Here is a 16,566-nt window from a genome sequence, read left to right on the forward strand (position 1 = left end):
GACAAGGCCGCAATTAAGCGGCCTTGTCGACGGGATCACGCACTCACTGGTTGGCGAGTTTGTGTTCCAGGTAGTGAATGTTCACACCACCCTTGCAGAACCCTTCGTCGCGAACCAGGTCGCGGTGCAGCGGGATATTGGTCTTGATCCCGTCCACCACGATTTCGTCCAGGGCGTTGCGCATGCGCGCCAGGGCTTCGTCACGGTCCTTGCCGTAGGTGATCAGCTTGCCGATCAGCGAGTCATAGTTCGGCGGTACCGCATAACCACTGTACAGGTGCGAATCGACGCGAACGCCGTTGCCGCCCGGTGCGTGGAAGTGCTTGACGGTGCCCGGGCTCGGAATGAACTTCTTCGGGTCCTCGGCGTTGATCCGGCACTCCAGGGCGTGACCGCGGATCACCACGTCGTCCTGGGTGTAGGACAGCGGGTTGCCGGCGGCGATGCTGAGCATCTCCTTGACGATGTCGATGCCGGTGACCATTTCCGATACCGGGTGTTCCACCTGCACGCGAGTGTTCATCTCGATGAAGTAGAAGTTGCCGTTCTCGTAGAGGAACTCGAAGGTGCCGGCGCCACGGTAGTTGATGTCGATGCACGCCTTGACGCAACGGGCGAAGACTTCCTGGCGGGACTTTTCATCGATGCCCGGGGCCGGTGCTTCTTCCAGTACCTTCTGGTGGCGGCGCTGCAGCGAGCAGTCGCGGTCACCCAGGTGAATGGCGTGGCCCTGGCCGTCGGACAGCACCTGGACTTCCACGTGGCGCGGGTTGGTGAGGAATTTTTCCAGGTACACCATCGGGTTGCCGAACGCCGCGCCAGCTTCGGTGCGGGTCAGTTTGGCCGAGGAGATCAGGTCTTCTTCCTTGTGCACCACGCGCATGCCGCGACCACCACCGCCACCGGCGGCCTTGATGATCACCGGGTAGCCGACTTCACGGCCGATGCGCAGGGCTTCTTCCTCGTCTTCCGGCAGCGGGCCGTCGGAACCGGGAACGGTCGGTACGCCGGCCTTGATCATGGCGTGCTTGGCCGAAACCTTGTCGCCCATCAGGCGAATGGTGTCGGCTTGCGGGCCGATGAAGGCGAAACCGGATTTCTCGACCTGTTCGGCGAAGTCGGCGTTTTCCGCGAGGAAGCCGTAGCCCGGGTGGATCGCCGTGGCACCGGTCACTTCCGCGGCCGCGATGATGGCCGGGATGTGCAGGTAGGACTGGGCGGCAGGCGCCGGGCCGATGCACACGGATTCGTCCGCCAGGCCCAGGTGCATCAGCTCCTTGTCGGCCTTGGAGTAGACGGCGACGGTCTTGATCCCCAGTTCCTTGCAGGCGCGCAGGATCCGCAGTGCAATTTCACCGCGGTTGGCGATCAGGACTTTTTCCAACTTCGCAGGATTCGACATCGTTGGCTCTCCGCGCTTCAAACGATGGTGAACAGCGGTTGGTCGTACTCAACCGGCTGGCCGTCTTCGACGAGGATGGATTCGATCACACCGCTGGTTTCAGCTTCGATGTGGTTCATCATCTTCATCGCTTCGACGATGCACAGGGTGTCGCCTTTCTTCACGCTCTGGCCGACTTCGACGAAGGACGGGGCAGCAGGCGAGGATTTGCGATAGAAGGTACCGACCATCGGCGAACGGGCTACGGTGCCGTTCAGCGCCGGGGCGGCGGCGGCAACCGGAGCCGCGGCCACTGGGGCGGCAGCCGGAGCGGCGGCGACCGGTGCGGGCATCGGTGCCGGAGCGTAGTACTGCTGCGCCGGGGTCTTGCTGTGGCGGCTGATGCGTACGGACTCTTCGCCTTCCTTGATCTCGAGCTCGTCGATACCGGATTCTTCCAGCAATTCGATCAGTTTCTTAACTTTACGGATATCCATTAATCGTCAACTCCCAAGGGTCGGTCAGGGGTGTTTAGCCTGTGATTCAAGCTGTTCCAGGGCGGCCTCCAGGGCCAGTCGGTAACCGCTGGCGCCAAGGCCGCAGATCACTCCCACAGCAACATCTGAAAAGTAGGAGTGATGGCGGAAAGGTTCGCGTTTGTGCACGTTCGACAAATGCACTTCGATGAATGGGATGCTCACCGCCAGCAGCGCGTCACGTAATGCGACACTTGTGTGCGTAAAAGCCGCTGGATTGATCAGTATGAAGTCCACGCCTTCGCCACGGGCCGCGTGGATCCGGTCGATCAGTTCGTACTCGGCGTTGCTTTGCAGGTACAGCAGATGGTGCCCGGCTTCGCGGGCCCGACGCTCCAGGTCCTGGTTGATCTCGGGCAGCGTCACCGCGCCATAGACACCCGGCTCGCGGGTGCCGAGCAGGTTCAGGTTGGGTCCGTGCAGAACCAGTAGGGTCGCCATCGGTTGTTCCTTGTTATTCACGTGCAGTTGTCGGTGCGGGCCGACTATGCCGGAAAGCTTTGGCGACTGTCCAGTTACCTGCAATAGCCAGCACGATGTCCGATGTTCGCGCGAAATTTATGACTGATTTGCCGGATCCGGTCATTCGTCTCCGCGACAGGTTCGACGAAGTTCGCCGCAGCGGTTTCGTCGATGCCCTCTTACGGCGGTGATTTTGCTGCCGTTGCCGACGAGGGAACGGGCGGGCGGAAGCGCTTTGTGGCGCCCGTTCAGACGCGAAAGGCCTGCACCGCGGTACGCAACTGCCCGCCCAGTACCAGCAGGTGTTCGCCCTGGCTGCGGCCCTCGCCGATGCGCAGCAGGTTGTCGCCACCCAACTGGTGAATACGTTCGCTGTGATCGCGGATTTCGCTGACGGCGCCGCTTTGCTGGGCGGTGACATCGGCGATGCGCACCGCGGTCTCGGCGATGGTCTGGATCGCGCCGACGATCTTGTCCAGTGCACCGTCCGCCGCCTGGGCCTGACTGGCCGTGGCCTCGGCATGTTCGACCTGCGCACGCATGCCTTCCACCGACTGCCGCGCGGCGCTCTGCAGGCCGGCGATCAGGGTCTGGATCTCGCCCGTGGCCCCGGCCGTGCGTTGTGCCAGGCTGCGCACCTCTTCGGCGACCACGGCGAAACCACGGCCCATTTCCCCGGCGCGGGCGGCTTCGATGGCGGCATTGAGGGCCAGCAGGTTGGTCTGGTCGGCAATCGAGCGAATCACCGTCAGCACGCCGCCGATGGTGGCCGATTCCTCGGCGAGTTTCTCGATCATCTGCGCATTGCCCTGGACTTCCCCCACAAGTGCGTGCAGACCGGTGAGGCTCAGGCCGATGACCTGCTGGCCGTGTTCCACCGCGCTGCCGGCACTGCGGCTGGCATCGGCGGCCTGGCTGGCGTCACCGGCGACTTGCTGGATAGTCGCTTCCAGCTCGCCGAGGGCGTCGCGGATCTGCGCGGTGTCGCCGGCCTGGCGCTCGGCGCCGCTGTGCAGGCCGCCGCTGAGGTCGGCCAGGGCGCGGCTGCTGCCGGCGACTTCCTCGGCGTTCTGCCGGATAGTGCCGACCAGGTCCACCAGATAGGCGCGCAGGCGGTTCAGCGAGGCTTCGATGTCATGCAGTTCGCGATTGGTCTTGCCCAGCTGGATATCCCGGCTGAAATCGCCTTCGGCCCAGGTCGACAGCGCCGGCGCGAGGTTGGTCAGGACCCGCGACAGCTTGCGCTGCAGGGTATCGATCAACAGGGCGATCAGCAGGATCAGGCCGATCATCAAGCCCTGCATCATCCGCACGTCGCCCTGGATCTTGCCATGCTGGGCGCGGACCTCCGGCTCCAGCCCGGCAATCGCCTGTTGTACGGCGCTGATCTTGAGGTGGGTCGCCGCCGCCAGGTCCGCGCGCTTCTGGATCTGCTCGCGGGTGCGACTCAGTTCCGCCGGGTAACGGGTCAGCAGGCTGTGCAGTTCGCGCTTGAGGTCGACGCCGGTGTCCTGGACCACGGCCTTTTCGGTGTTTTCCAGGCCCATCATGGCGCTGAAGTCGTCGGTGCTGGATTCACTGCTGGCGGTCACACCCAGCAGGGGCAGGGCTTCGAGCTGTTCGGCCTGGCCGCGAATGCTCGCCAGTTCGCGCTCGACATCGGCGGCCAGTTCGCTGCGTCCGCTGCTGACCAGTTTGTCCCGCGCCAGGCTCAGCTTGGCCAGGTGCGACGAGGCCGTCAGCAACAGGGGCAGGTAGGCGGCCGCTTCCGGGGTCTTGGCCTGGATGGCGTACTGGCTCAGTTGATCGAGGTTACCGCCCAGCTCGCGTTCGGCCTGGAGCAGCAGGGCCTGCGGGTCGCCGGCCAGCTTGCCGGCGGCAAGCAGGTCGGTCTTGCTGAAGTCGTTGAGGGCGGCCAGGCTCGGACGCAGGGTCGCGGTCAGGTCCGGCGGCAGGGCGCCGAGCTGTTTTTCCAGCTGCTCGATGGCCTGGTTGGCACTGCTCAGGCGCAAGGCGTCGCCGCTGCCCAGGTAGTCTTCGATATTGCGCGCTGCCTGGTTCTGGAACTGTTGCGACAGGCTGAGGTAACGCTCCATCAATTGGTAGGGGCGTTCCAGCGCCTGCTGCGACCACCAGAGCGTGGCTCCGAGCGCCAGGCAGACGGCGACGAGCAGCAGGGTGTTGAGGTTGGTCAGCAGCTTCAGGCGCATTCAGGATTCTATCCACGACAAAAAGTGGTAAGTGCCTGAAGTTATTGCTGTTTTGTTACAGAGTCATGACTGAGTCAGTGGAATCCGATGAAAAGCTGGCACTTTGCCGTGCCGCTTGCACGCGGTTGCGTCCGGCATGTTTGGCGCGGTAGAGCGCTTCGTCGGCCTGGCTGGCCATCATCAGGGCGTCGGAATCGGCCTGCAGTTCCACCACCCCGGCGCTGAAGGTGCACCACAGATCCTGCGGTTGCGCGGGGTAGTGGATTTCGGCGAAGCGCTGGCGAATCTCATCCAGCACTTTATAAGCCGACTCGAGATCGGTGTCGGGCATGACGATGGCGAACTCTTCGCCGCCATAACGACCGATAAAGTCGGTCTTGCGCAGGCGTTGCTTGAGAAACAGCGCCAGGCTCTTGATCACCCGGTCACCCATGGGGTGGCCGTGGCTGTCGTTGACCCGCTTGAAATGGTCGATATCGAGCATCGCGAAGCTCAGCGGCTTGCATTCGCGGCGGGCGCGGAAGCTGCAGTCTTCGAGCAGCTGCAGGATATGGGTGTGGTTGTACAGGCCGGTGAGGCTGTCGCGGACCATCCGCGCCTTGAGGTTGCGGGCGCGGGCGGCGCGGTTGCGCACGGTGGTGATCAGGTGGCGCGGCTTGATCGGCTTGGTGAGGAAATCGTCGCCGCCCTCGCTCATGGCGTCGAGCTGCTTGTCCAGGTCGTCTTCGGCCGACAGGTAGATGATCGGCACGCTGACATAGCGGTCGTTGTGGCGGATCACCTTGGCCAGTTCCGTGCCGGTGCAGGCTGGCATGTACATGTCGAGGATGATCAGGTCCGGCTGGAAATCCGCCAGTTCGGCCATGGCCTGGATCGGGTCGATCAGCGTGCGGGTGACGATCCCGGCGCTGTTGAGCAGGCGCTCGGTGTGCAGTGCCTGGGCCCGCGAGTCGTCGATGATCAGCACCTTGTACGGATCGTATTGGGCGACGCAGGTGAGTATCTCGATTTTCTCCAGCAGGCTGGAGGCTTCCAGGGTCCCGGTGAGGAACTCCTGGCCGCCGGCGCGCACGGCGGCCAGGCGCGTCGGGGTGTCGGTTTCGTGGTGGCTGAAGAACAACAGCGGCAGCTTCTGCTCCAGACCCAGTTGCGCTTCGGCGGCCAGGTGCAGGCCCATGCCGGCGCCACTGAAGTCGACGTCCATGATGATCGCCGAGGGCAGGCGTTCGGCCATCGACGAGCGGAACGCCGCGACACTTTCCAGCGACTGGGCACTGAGGCCGAAGAATTCCAGTTGCTTGGCCAGGCGCTCGCCGCGGTCGTGGTCTTGCAGCATCACGTAGACCGGTTTGCGCAGCGGCGGAAGGAAGGTCTGGTCGAGCTGGTCGCCGTGGCGCAGGCCGGTACGCGACAGGCGCTGCATCAGGCGATTGAGTTCGCTGATCAGGCCGCTGCTCAGGCGTCCGCGGTTGGCCTCGACGGCTTCCAGGGACTGGCTGATATGGTGGGCCAGTTGGGTATGTTCAGGTTGTTCGAAACGTTCGGCGAAGCGCAGCAGGCGCAGGTTGGCTTCGCTCAGCTCGGACATGTCGGTGCTCGACCATTCGCTGCGTTGCAGGCGTTGCCAGATCTCGAGGATTTGCCGGGCCTGATGGATGACCCGCTGGGCAAAGTGCTGCTTGAGGCGCTCGCGGCTGGGGTCTTCTGGCTCGGTCATGTCCTGACTACTAGTGAGGGGAACGGCTGGGGTCGACTGATGGCTCTATGCTAGCAGCTCTTTTCGTCAATGGCGGTGTCATCCGTCAATTAAGCTGATTCATTTGGTGACCCACCGGTTTCGCTGGGTTGGATCCCACAACAAGACCGGAGAGGTCGTATCGGGGAGGCGCCCTGCCGGGGCTTGATTTATAGTGCTCGCACGGATGGCAACGCTGCCGTGCCCTTGACCTTGCGCAATGACAGGAAAGGCACGATGGAGCAGGGTTGTGGTCGAACCGATGAATTCAGGAAAAGGATAGAGCCATGCTGGACTGGAAAAAACGCGAAGACAGCGCGCCGGAGCGCGCCGCCGAACCCAAGTCGGCGACCCGCGGTTATTTTCGCGGGATGCTGTTCAGTCGTGCACTGGCGACCCTGCTGGGCTTGTACCTGCTGACCACGATCCTCATCGGTTGGTACTGGAGCCAGGAGCCGCCGCTGTTTGCGGTGCAGCAGAACGCCCAGATGGCCGCCGAGAAGGAAGGCCGCAAGATGGTGGTCGGCTATACCACGGTGGAAACCCTCAAGACCGTGGCCGGCACCTTGCTCCACAAGCCCGGTGGCTACCTGTCCAACGACCGTTTTCCGCCGGGCGTCTGGCTGGACAATATTCCCAGCTGGGAATACGGCGTGCTGGTCCAGGTCCGCGACATGACCCGTGCCCTGCGCAAGGACTTCGCCCGTTCCCAGTCGCAATCGGCTGAAGATGCCGATCTGGCCAAGGCCGAGCCGCGCTTCAACTTCGACAACAAGAGCTGGATGCTGCCGTCCAGCGAGTCGGAATATCAGGAAGGGATCAATTCCCTGAGCCGCTACCAGGCCCGTTTGTCCGATCCGAACCAGAACAATGCACTGTTCTATGCTCGCGCCGACAACCTGAACAACTGGCTCGGCGATGTCGCGACCCGTCTCGGCTCGCTGTCCCAGCGCCTGTCGGCCAGTGTCGGGCGGGTCAAGCTGAACACCGCGCTGAAAACCGAAAGCGTGATCCCGGGGCAAGCGCCGCAGGTCGATGAGGAAATCGTCGAAACCCCGTGGTTGCAGATCGACAACGTGTTCTATGAGGCACGCGGCCAGGCCTGGGCACTGTCGCACCTGCTGCGGGCTGTCGAGGTCGACTTCGCCGACGTGTTGGCGAAGAAGAACGCCACGGTCAGCGTGCGCCAGATCATTCGTGAACTGGAGGCCTCACAGCAGCCGATCTGGAGCCCGATGATCCTCAATGGCAGCGGCTTCGGTATCCTGGCGAACCACTCGCTGGTCATGGCCAACTATATTTCCCGGGCCAACGCGGCGGTGATCGATTTGCGCCAACTGCTGAACCAGGGCTGAGCCATGGATAACGCTTCGCAGGAGGCCCTGCACCGCGCGGCCTCCGACGCCGAACAGATCGCCTGGGTCGACGCCGATGACCAGTTGCTCGGCGCCCTGGCCCGAATCGAGTTGCGCGAGCGCGGCCTGATCGGGCGCGGCACCTATATCCTGCTGTTCAACTCCGCCGGTGAGCTGTGCGTGCACCGGCGGACCTTGAGCAAGGCCATCTACCCCGGTTACTGGGATGTGGCCGCCGGCGGCATGGTCCAGGCCGACGAAAGTTATGCCGAGTCCGCTGCCCGCGAGCTGGAAGAAGAGCTGGGGGTCAGTGGCGTGCCGCTGACCGAGCACGAGCACTTCTTCTTCGATCAGCCGGGCAACCGGCTCTGGTGCGCGGTGTTCAGCGCGGTCTGGGACGGGCCGCTGCGGCTGCAGTCGGAAGAGGTACTCGAGGCGCGTTTTGTCCCGGTCGACCAGGCCCTGCGTGAAACCCTGGAAAAGCCCTACTGCCCGGACTCCCTGGCGGCGTTGAAACGTTATCTGCAATAACGCGGCAGCGACGTCGCAAAAGCTTCATCAATTGGCGCTGTTTGGCTATTGGGCCGGGGGCTTTTTGCCGTTACACTGCGCGACTTTCAAAGCTGCGGCGGCGTTGCCCGCCGCAGTTGCGCTGCCCCTGCCTGAGTGGGGCTTCGCGGTCGCAGGCCCCTCCCGGGGGTGTGACCAGTCTTTAGTCCTCCCAAGAGGATTGCCGGTGGCCAAAAAAGCCGCATCCTTCGCCGCCCTCGGTGGCCTGGTGTTTTCCACCGACGCAGGTCGACATTGCCCGGACTGTAGCCAGCCGGTGGCGGCCTGTATCTGCAAACAAAACGTTCTTCCTGCCGGTGACGGCATTGCCCGCGTGCGTCGCGAAAGCAAGGGCCGTGGCGGCAAGACGGTGACCACTGTCACCGGCGTGCCCTTGGCCGAAGACGCCCTCAAGGACCTGGCGACCGCGTTGAAGAAACGCTGTGGAACCGGTGGTGCCTTGAAGGATGGCGTGATCGAGATCCAGGGCGATCACGTCGAGTTGCTGCTGGCCGAGCTGGAAAAGCACGGTTTCAAGGCGAAGAAGTCCGGCGGCTAGCAGCCTCTGTGAAAACCACCGTGAAGTTGACCCATCGGCCCGGATGAACGAAGCCGGGCTGTCGTCCCCATGGTTTTCACAGAGCCTGTTCCCGAACAGTTTCTAAACTCGGTGCTGGATTCAAGGTCTTAGTCCCTTGCATGCAGGCGAATCGTCATTTTCATTCTTTAGACTGCGCGCAGCCTGGACCCAGGTGGCGCTATTTGACTTCTTTATAGGGGACTTCGATGTCCGTACGACGCACACGCAAAGACGATGGCAGCCAATGGACAGTTGCGGACAGCCGCAGTGTTTATGGGATTCGCCATTGGGGGGCCGGGTATTTCGCGATCAATGACGCCGGTCGCGTCGAGGTTCGTCCGAACGGCCCGAGCAGTTCGCCCATCGACCTCTTCGAGCAGGTCGACGAACTGCGCAAGAGCGGTTTGTCCTTGCCGTTGCTGGTGCGCTTCCCGGATATCCTGCAGGACCGCGTCCGCCAGCTGACCGGGGCCTTTGACGCCAACATCGAACGTCTGGAATACCAGAGCAAATACACCGCGCTCTACCCGATCAAGGTCAACCAGCAGGAGGCGGTGATCGAGAACATCATCGCCACCCAGAACGTCTCCATCGGCCTGGAAGCCGGCTCCAAGCCGGAGTTGCTGGCGGTGCTGGCCCTGGCGCCGAAGGGCGGCACCATCGTCTGCAACGGCTACAAGGACCGCGAGTTCATCCGCCTGGCGCTGATGGGCCAGAAGCTCGGTCACACGGTCTTTATCGTGATCGAGAAAGAATCCGAGGTCGAGCTGGTGATCGAAGAGGCCGCGGCCCTCAAGGTCAAGCCACGGATCGGCCTGCGGGTGCGCCTGTCGTCCCTGGCCTCGAGCAAGTGGGCCGATACCGGCGGCGAGAAGTCCAAGTTCGGTCTCTCGGCGGCGCAGTTGCTGTCGGTGGTCGAGCGCTTCCGCGACGCGGGCCTGGACCAGGGCATTCGCCTGCTGCACTTCCATATGGGTTCGCAGATCGCCAACCTGGCGGACTACCAGTACGGTTTCAAGGAAGCGATCCGCTACTACGGCGAACTGCGCAACCTCGGCCTGCCGGTGGACCATATCGACGTCGGCGGCGGCCTGGGCGTGGACTACGACGGTACCCACTCGCGCAACGCCAGCTCGATCAACTACGACATGGATGACTACGCCGGTGTCGTGGTCGGCATGCTCAAGGAATTCTGCGATGCGCAGAACCTGCCGCACCCGAACATCTTCTCCGAAAGCGGCCGTTCGCTGACCGCCCACCACGCCATGCTGGTGGTGCAGGTGACCGACGTCGAGAAACACAACGACGACGTGCCGCATATCGACAACCCCGAGAATCTGCCGGAAACCGTGCAGTGGCTGGTGGAACTGCTGGGGCCGACCGATATCGAGATGGTCACCGAAACCTACTGGCGCGCCACCCACTACATGAGCGACGTGGCCACCCAGTACGCCGACGGCAAGCTGACCCTGGCCGAGAAAGCCCTGGCCGAGCAATGTTATTTCGCCGTGTGCCGGCGCCTGCACAACTCGTTGAAGGCCCGTCAGCGTTCACACCGCCAGGTGCTCGACGAACTCAACGACAAGCTGGCCGACAAGTACATCTGCAACTTCTCGGTGTTCCAGAGCCTGCCGGACACCTGGGCCATCGGCCAGGTCCTGCCGATCCTGCCGCTGCACCGTCTCGATGAAGAGCCGCTGCGCCGCGCCGTGCTGCAAGACCTGACCTGCGACTCCGACGGCAAGATCAAGCAATACGTCGATGAGCAGAGCATCGAAACCAGCCTGCCGGTGCACGCCCTGAACGAGGGTGAGGACTACCTGCTGGGGATCTTCCTGGTGGGCGCCTACCAGGAAATTCTCGGTGACATGCACAACCTGTTCGGTGACACCGACTCGGTGAACATCTACCAGAACCCGGATGGCAGCGTGTACCACGCCGGTATCGAAACCCACGACACCATCGAGGACATGCTGCGTTATGTGCACTTGTCGCCGGAGGAACTGATGACGCACTACCGCGACAAAGTCGCCAGCGCGAACATCAGCGTCAAGGAGCGTACCCAGTACCTGGATGCCCTGCGCCTGGGCTTGACCCGCTCCTCGTACCTGTCCTCATAAGGCGCGCCAATAGTTCCCAGGAAAATGCCTTGTTTGAGTTTGGTTTTTTCCTGTGAGCTTGTAGGTAATGTCCTTTTGTGAAAAAGCCACCCACCGAGGTGGGTTTTTTATGCCCTGAAGTCAAGGCGATGGCTTCCCTTGTTCTGTGTTTTGCGTAGGTCTTTTCTCTAACGCTGCTTCGGCCCTCTACTCGGCCTTGTCTCTCGGCGAGAATCCCTGTCGGTGCCACGTATGAGGAAAGCCAATGTTCGATCCAGTCAGCGAGCCGTTTTTTCGGCTGGATGTAGCGGGCTTGTCCCATCCCCTGATTGTCACTGCCTTTAGCGGCACGGAGGCGATCGACGAGCTGTTTGCCTTTGAGCTGGATGTCCTCGACGAGGAAGGCGAACTGGACCTGGCCGGGTTGATGTACCGCAGTTGCTACCTGGCGCTGGGGACCGAGAACGCCGGTTTTCACGCGCAGATACAGGGCGTCAACCTGACGCTACGGGGCTTGGCGCGGGGCCATTGCCGCCTGTCCCTGGGGCCGCGCCTGGGGTGCCTGGCGCAGCGGGTGAGCCGGCGCCTGTTCCAGCACTGCTCGGTTCCGGCGATCATCGCCCGGGTGCTCGAGGAACATGGCCTGGGCGACGATGCCGTGCGTTTCTCGCTCAAGGGTCACTATGCCCGGCGTGCCTGTTGCGTTCAGTACGAGGAGTCAAACCTGGCGTTTGTGCAGCGGCTCTGCGCGGAGGAGGGCATCCACTATCATTTCCAGCACAGTCGGGACGTGCACTTGCTGGTCTTTGCCGATCACCAGGGGGCGTTTCGGCGAGCCCCACAGGCGCGCTTCGCCCATGAGGCGGGCCCGGGTGTACTCGATTTTTGCGTCACGCTGGCCGCTGGCGGCCGCCGTCGTGGCGGCCGTGGGGCTCAGGTGGCGGAGGGCGAAAGCGATCTGCCCGGCCTGGCCAGCGGTGCCTACCTGCCCGTTTCCGGCCATCCTTGTGCGGCCTGGAATCGGTTGTGGCTGGTGACCCGGCTTAGCCATCGTGGCGACAGCCTGCCCGGTGAGTTGGCGGACACCGGGCCGCGGGTGCGTTATGGCAATGCCTTTGCGGCGACGTCCTGGGAGGTGGCGTTTCGCTCCCGAAGGCGCAGGCCCGGCCCGGTGTTATCGGGGCTGTTCCGGGCGCAGGTGGTCGACGTCGACGAGCAGGGGACCTTTCGCGACGAAACAGGGCGGGTGGCGGTGCGCATCGACGCCTTTTCCCAATGCAGTGCTTCGTCCCAGGCGCCTTGCTGGTTGCCGTTGGCTCGCTCGCTGCAACGTGAATGCGAGGAAAACGGCTCGGCACTGATGGTGGGTATGGCGGTGTGGGTGCGCTTTCAGGACGGCGATGCGCAAGCACCGCGAATTGTCATGCGTGCCGATGTCCGGTTGCCGAGGCCGCTGCCCGCTGGCGCGCAACGTCCGCGTCGGGAGCCGATTCTCGAATCCCTGCACGCCGGTTATCCGCTGGTGTTGCTGTGCGGGCAGCCCATGGGCGGCAGCGAGCGTCACTGCGCGGTGCAGGATTGTGTCTGTCGGGGTGTACTCCCGCGAAGGGGCCTGTCATGAAGACGACGGACGATTGCAGCCAGTGGTTGCTGCTGGATGTGCCCGGTGCCCCGGGGGTAGTCGAGGCGCTGAAGGAGCGTTACGCGCACTACCTGGCGTACAACCTGTTCGAAGGCACACCGTTTCAGGGTCTGGGGGAAGTCGCTCCGCGCCTGTTGCAACTGGCCGAGGATTGCCCGTTGAGCCGCCTCAGCCAGGCCAACCCGAGTCTCTGGCCGGGCTTGTTCCTGCATACCCGGGCGCCGGTGCAGGCGTTGCTGGCCCACTTGCGGCAGATACTGGTGGTGGGTTTCGACGAGCAGCATCGAGGCTTGCTCAGTTACTACAACCCGCAGACCGCGAGCTATCTCTTCGACTCATCGGACCCGCGCGAACTGAGCGGCTGGCTCGGCCCCATCCGCTGTCTGTACTGGCATGGCGGGACCTGGGCGGACCGGGCCATTGGCAGTGTCGGCTGGCAGCAACTGTTCAACCCCGGACTCGAGGTTGATGTCCTCGGTGCGCCGCCGGTCCTGGACAGCCGCCAGCGGCGTCGTCTGCAGACCTGCCTGCTGGAGCGCCACGCCTATCAGTGGAGCCGCTGCAGCGGGCATGAATACGACCGGACCTGGTGCCATGTGCAGGAGGGCATCGCCCAGGGCTTTCGCGAGTACGGCCTGCTCGATGGCTGGCTGCATCTGCGTGCGGAGTATCCCGCGGAGCCCATTCCGACGGACCCGTTGGGGGACTCTCCTGTCGAACGCCTGGAAAACCTGCGCCGTACCTGGGGTGCAGGCCACGGTTGATCGGCTTCATCGCGCCAAGTTTGCCTGGGTCATTTCTCAGGTTTGTACTTGAAGACTCGATACCAGATGCACGCCAAGATAATGATCACCATGGGGGGCGCTAGTGAAATCATGACCTCCTGCAGCGAGCTGATCTGTATCTCCGGGTAGAAGTCCTGATGGCGCCGAACGGCGGTGAACCATATGATCGACAAAATCAGTAGAACTTTTCGAGCCTTGGCGGTAGCTTGCAAAAGTTTGGTTGTCTCTTCTTTCATGTGGCTGCCCCTGGTGTTTGAATCATTCGGCCCACTGCTTAAAAAGCGTAGCCAATCCCGATCTTGAAAGTTGTATCGTCGGTCCGGCTCTCGGGCATCCATACAGCCTCTCCGTTCAGAATTCTGTGCGTGGCACTGCTGCCATATTTAAAGGATGTGTAATCGATACCCACATTTCCATGAAGGTTTTTCGTGAATGCATAATCTGTAGATAAGCCGGCCTTATACAGATTGGAATCTCCGAGCGCACCAGAAAAGGCATTAGGGCCATTCTGATTATAGTCTGCCGCGAACGTGCGCCCGATCAAGGCATTGGCAGTAAACACCAAATGGGAAAGAGGCGAATATTGAATGAGCGTACCGGCGCCATACCAGCTGTGGGTAAAAGTTGAATCGGAACTGGATTTGATCTGCTGTTCATGACGGCCAAGTTCGCCGTAAGGAGTGATCATGAACACCCCGTCAAGCGCAAACCCTTTTCCCCACCGCAGACTGTAGTCGGAAATGGTTGAACCCGCCTGGCCAACGGCAGTGCCGTAAATTCTGGTTGGCTTGAGTACGCCCTTGGTATCGGTATTTCCGTCGCTCTTGTTGTACTGAAGTTGAAGGTAGTCGTTATCCAGCAGCAGGTCATTCATCATGGAAAAAGATAATGCAAAGCCAGGGATGTGACCGCTTTCCGTATAATACGTTCCGGCAAGACTACCTCCTCTCCCGTCGTTAGTTTCCTTGTAGTCGACTTTCGTGGAAATGGCTTGGACTTCAAACTGGTTATTCGATGCTTTTATGTCGTCTGTTCCGGCGAATGCCGTTGTGCACAACGCTGCAGTGGCTGCGAAGATTGCCATCTGATTGATTTTCAATTTGTTCCCTCAAGTTAAAAAAATAAAATCATAAACCGCCCGCAAACGGCAATGTTCACATGTTCTGTTGCTGGCGGTCAGGACAGCCCCGACAGGTGCCTGGGACGCTTGGCACTGACGGCGAAATCCGAGAGTTGGGCGATGTCGGCGAATTGAGGCAATGTCACTGTTTTCACTTCCTGTGGGCTGTAGCGTCTCAGGTGAAACGCGCTCCTTGCATTACGGTCAGGCATCTCAACTCAATAGCATTCACGAAAGAGGGCGGTACATCGTGCTATGACAGGCACGCTGAACCCGCCTTGAGCAGGCTGATACATGCAAAAGGCGTTGTCGCTAAAATTCGGATTTACCAAAAGCTTGAAGTTAATACCCACTTAAGTTGGATATCAAAAAGCCATCAAATGCTAGCACCTACTACGCTCGAAAAAAAGCAGGCTTTTCCCCGGCAACACTGATTGATGGCCGCGCGCAGGCAACTCTTTCAGTCAGGATGATTTGTATCAATAAATAGATATTAAAGTGAAAATGTGAACCTGAACTGGTGCATGTGGACTTGGAAGGTCAATATTTCCAATGGGTTTAGCCATTTTTTAACTGAGTAGCCCAGTAACGTCTAACCTACAATTGACTCATGCTCCTATACCCTGAAGACTCGAAAAGCCGCCGCTCAAGCATGGAGTACGTCCTATTCCCTTCAATCCAGGGTTGATAACTTCAACCCCTGTTCAGCATTGGTTCAGCTTGATCAGCCGCTGGGTTGGGTTGCGATGGGGTGACTCAGTGGGTGGCGCCGCTGAACCAGCCGTCATTGCGCCGCAGCTTCACGGCATAGAGTCCCAGGGTCAGGCTGCGCAGGGCCATGAACAGCAGGAAACTTATCCACAGGCCGTGATTGCCAAAGCGGCTCAGCCACCAGGCGCAAGGCAGGCTGAGGAGTACGCTGAGCAGCATGCTGTCGCGCATTTCCCGGGCGCGGGTGGCACCAATGAACAGGCCGTCGAGCAGGTAGCTCCAGACCGCGATCAGCGGCAACAGCGCCAGGTAAGGCAGGTAGCCGAAGGCAATCTCGCGCACGCTGGGGATATCGGTCTGCAGGCTGACGAACAGGTGGCCGCCGAGCAGGAACAGCAGTGCGAAGCCCAGGCTTGCCAGCAGCGACCAACCGGCCGCGACCACCAGGGAACGCCGCAGCGTGTCGCGATCGCGGGCGCCGATGGCATGGCCACAGAGCGCCTCCACGGCATGGGCCAGTCCGTCCAGGGCGTGGGCGGTGAGCAGCAGGCCATTGAGCAGCAGGGCGTTGGCCGCGACGGTGGCATCGCCCAGGCGTGCGCCCTGGACGGTGATCAGGAAAAACACCGATTGCAGCGCCATGCTGCGAATGAAGATATCGCGGTTCACCGTCAGCAACGGGCGCCAGCTCTGCCATAGCTTGAGTGCTGCCCAGGCGATCTGCCCGGGGTAGGCGCGCAGGGCCTTGCCGGTCAGGCTCAGGCCGAGCAGGGCGCCGGTCCATTCGGCGATCACCGAGGCCCGGGCCGAACCGACCACACCCCAGTCCAGCCCGAGGACAAACCAAAGGTTCAGGGCAATATTCACCAGGTTGGTGGTCAGCAAAATGGCCAGCGGTGCGCGGGCGTTCTGGGTGCCGAGAAACCAGCCGACCAGGGCATAGCTGGCCAGCGCCGCCGGCAGCCCGAAGAGCCGGATGTGGAAGAAGTCCAGGGTCAATTCGTGCAACTCGGGCGAGGGTTGTATGAAGGTCAGCGCCACTTGGCTGAACGGCACGGCGATGGCCCCCAGGAACAGCGCCAGCACCAGGCTCAGCAGCAGTCCCTGGGTGAGCACCTGGCGCAATGCCGCGCCGTCTCCACGTCCGGCGGCCTGTGCGGCGAAACCGGTGGAGCCCATGCGCAGGAAACCCATGGCCCAGGCGAGAAAGATATACAGGCTGGCCCCGACCGCCACTGCACCGAGTTGGTGGGCGTGGGGCAAGTGGCCGATCACGCTGCTGTCGACCAGGGCCACCAGGGGGACGGATATATTCGACAGGATCATGGGCGCGGCGAGCGCCCAGACCCGACGGTGAGTCGGGCGGTCTCGCCAGTCAGCGATCAGGGGGGACATGCGGGC

14 protein-coding genes are annotated in these 16,566 nt (G+C 62.0%); 6 read left to right on the forward strand and 8 right to left on the reverse strand.

Annotated features, from left to right (window positions below; genetic code table 11):
* Positions 1-43: 43 nt before the first annotated feature.
* From accC to CWE01_RS30455, 5 genes are all read right to left on the reverse strand, one after another.
* On the reverse strand, positions 44-1,402 hold the full coding sequence (gene accC, locus CWE01_RS30435) for an acetyl-CoA carboxylase biotin carboxylase subunit (RefSeq protein WP_100944284.1): 1,359 nt from the start codon (positions 1,400-1,402) through the stop codon (positions 44-46).
* 17 nt (positions 1,403-1,419) lie between these two features.
* Complete coding sequence (accB, locus tag CWE01_RS30440; protein WP_100944285.1) at positions 1,420-1,878, reverse strand: acetyl-CoA carboxylase biotin carboxyl carrier protein; 459 nt, start codon at positions 1,876-1,878, stop codon at positions 1,420-1,422.
* A gap of 24 nt (positions 1,879-1,902) precedes the next feature.
* Positions 1,903-2,358 (reverse strand): type II 3-dehydroquinate dehydratase, encoded by a 456-nt coding sequence (gene aroQ, locus CWE01_RS30445; protein WP_100944286.1) that lies wholly within the window; start codon positions 2,356-2,358, stop codon positions 1,903-1,905.
* Between the two features lie 269 nt (positions 2,359-2,627).
* On the reverse strand, positions 2,628-4,589 hold the full coding sequence (locus CWE01_RS30450) for a methyl-accepting chemotaxis protein (RefSeq protein WP_100944287.1): 1,962 nt from the start codon (positions 4,587-4,589) through the stop codon (positions 2,628-2,630).
* Positions 4,590-4,644: 55 nt separating this feature from the next.
* A complete protein-coding gene (locus CWE01_RS30455; RefSeq protein ID WP_100944288.1) occupies positions 4,645-6,306 on the reverse strand; it encodes a PleD family two-component system response regulator in 1,662 nt (553 codons plus the stop codon).
* A gap of 305 nt (positions 6,307-6,611) precedes the next feature.
* Here CWE01_RS30455 and CWE01_RS30460 point away from each other — a divergent pair, with 305 nt between their 5' ends.
* The 6 genes from CWE01_RS30460 (at position 6,612) to CWE01_RS30485 (ending at position 13,313) form a co-directional block, all read left to right on the forward strand.
* A complete protein-coding gene (locus tag CWE01_RS30460) occupies positions 6,612-7,679 on the forward strand; it encodes a DUF2333 family protein (protein WP_100944289.1) in 1,068 nt (355 codons plus the stop codon).
* Positions 7,680-7,682: 3 nt separating this feature from the next.
* Positions 7,683-8,210, forward strand: coding sequence for an NUDIX hydrolase (locus CWE01_RS30465; RefSeq protein ID WP_100944290.1), 528 nt, complete (start codon positions 7,683-7,685; stop codon positions 8,208-8,210).
* Between the two features lie 205 nt (positions 8,211-8,415).
* Positions 8,416-8,787, forward strand: a complete 372-nt coding sequence (locus CWE01_RS30470) for a translation initiation factor Sui1 (RefSeq protein ID WP_100944291.1) — start codon at positions 8,416-8,418, stop codon at positions 8,785-8,787.
* Positions 8,788-9,014: 227 nt separating this feature from the next.
* Entirely contained in the window at positions 9,015-10,928 is a 1,914-nt protein-coding gene (speA, locus tag CWE01_RS30475; RefSeq protein WP_100944292.1) for an arginine decarboxylase, read from the forward strand.
* A gap of 244 nt (positions 10,929-11,172) precedes the next feature.
* Positions 11,173-12,528 (forward strand): contractile injection system protein, VgrG/Pvc8 family, encoded by a 1,356-nt coding sequence (locus CWE01_RS30480; protein ID WP_100944293.1) that lies wholly within the window; start codon positions 11,173-11,175, stop codon positions 12,526-12,528.
* The gene (locus tag CWE01_RS30485) at positions 12,525-13,313 is read left to right on the forward strand and encodes a DUF4123 domain-containing protein (RefSeq protein ID WP_100944294.1); all 789 of its coding nucleotides are present in this window, start codon (positions 12,525-12,527) and stop codon (positions 13,311-13,313) included. The genes CWE01_RS30480 and CWE01_RS30485 overlap by 4 nt, the downstream gene beginning before the upstream one ends.
* 29 nt (positions 13,314-13,342) lie before the next feature.
* Here the strand turns inward: CWE01_RS30485 and CWE01_RS30490 are convergent, their stop codons facing one another.
* The 3 genes from CWE01_RS30490 to CWE01_RS30500 all read right to left on the reverse strand — a co-directional run bounded on the left by CWE01_RS30490 (position 13,343) and on the right by CWE01_RS30500 (position 16,560).
* A complete protein-coding gene (locus CWE01_RS30490; protein WP_100944295.1) occupies positions 13,343-13,570 on the reverse strand; it encodes a hypothetical protein in 228 nt (75 codons plus the stop codon).
* Positions 13,571-13,608: 38 nt separating this feature from the next.
* Entirely contained in the window at positions 13,609-14,433 is an 825-nt protein-coding gene (locus CWE01_RS30495; protein WP_157815308.1) for a porin, read from the reverse strand.
* A gap of 777 nt (positions 14,434-15,210) precedes the next feature.
* Positions 15,211-16,560 (reverse strand): MATE family efflux transporter, encoded by a 1,350-nt coding sequence (locus CWE01_RS30500; protein ID WP_100944297.1) that lies wholly within the window; start codon positions 16,558-16,560, stop codon positions 15,211-15,213.
* Between the last annotated feature and the right edge of the window lie 6 nt (positions 16,561-16,566).

Source organism: Pseudomonas sp. QS1027, from assembly GCF_002814235.1.
Classification (GTDB): Bacteria; Pseudomonadota; Gammaproteobacteria; order Pseudomonadales; family Pseudomonadaceae; genus Aquipseudomonas.

Bases quoted from the DNA above. Each gene is read 5' to 3' on its own strand.
- CWE01_RS30465 (WP_100944290.1), top strand. From the start codon at position 7,683: ATGGATAACGCTTCGCAGGAGGCCCTGCACCGCGCGGCCTCCGACGCC.
- CWE01_RS30450 (WP_100944287.1), bottom strand. From the start codon at position 4,589: ATGCGCCTGAAGCTGCTGACCAACCTCAACACCCTGCTGCTCGTCGCC.
- accC (WP_100944284.1), bottom strand. From the start codon at position 1,402: ATGTCGAATCCTGCGAAGTTGGAAAAAGTCCTGATCGCCAACCGCGGT.
- CWE01_RS30490 (WP_100944295.1), bottom strand. From the start codon at position 13,570: ATGAAAGAAGAGACAACCAAACTTTTGCAAGCTACCGCCAAGGCTCGA.
- CWE01_RS30455 (WP_100944288.1), bottom strand. From the start codon at position 6,306: ATGACCGAGCCAGAAGACCCCAGCCGCGAGCGCCTCAAGCAGCACTTT.
- CWE01_RS30485 (WP_100944294.1), top strand. From the start codon at position 12,525: ATGAAGACGACGGACGATTGCAGCCAGTGGTTGCTGCTGGATGTGCCC.
- aroQ (WP_100944286.1), bottom strand. From the start codon at position 2,358: ATGGCGACCCTACTGGTTCTGCACGGACCCAACCTGAACCTGCTCGGC.
- CWE01_RS30480 (WP_100944293.1), top strand. From the start codon at position 11,173: ATGTTCGATCCAGTCAGCGAGCCGTTTTTTCGGCTGGATGTAGCGGGC.
- CWE01_RS30500 (WP_100944297.1), bottom strand. From the start codon at position 16,560: ATGTCCCCCCTGATCGCTGACTGGCGAGACCGCCCGACTCACCGTCGG.
- speA (WP_100944292.1), top strand. From the start codon at position 9,015: ATGTCCGTACGACGCACACGCAAAGACGATGGCAGCCAATGGACAGTT.
- accB (WP_100944285.1), bottom strand. From the start codon at position 1,878: ATGGATATCCGTAAAGTTAAGAAACTGATCGAATTGCTGGAAGAATCC.
- CWE01_RS30460 (WP_100944289.1), top strand. From the start codon at position 6,612: ATGCTGGACTGGAAAAAACGCGAAGACAGCGCGCCGGAGCGCGCCGCC.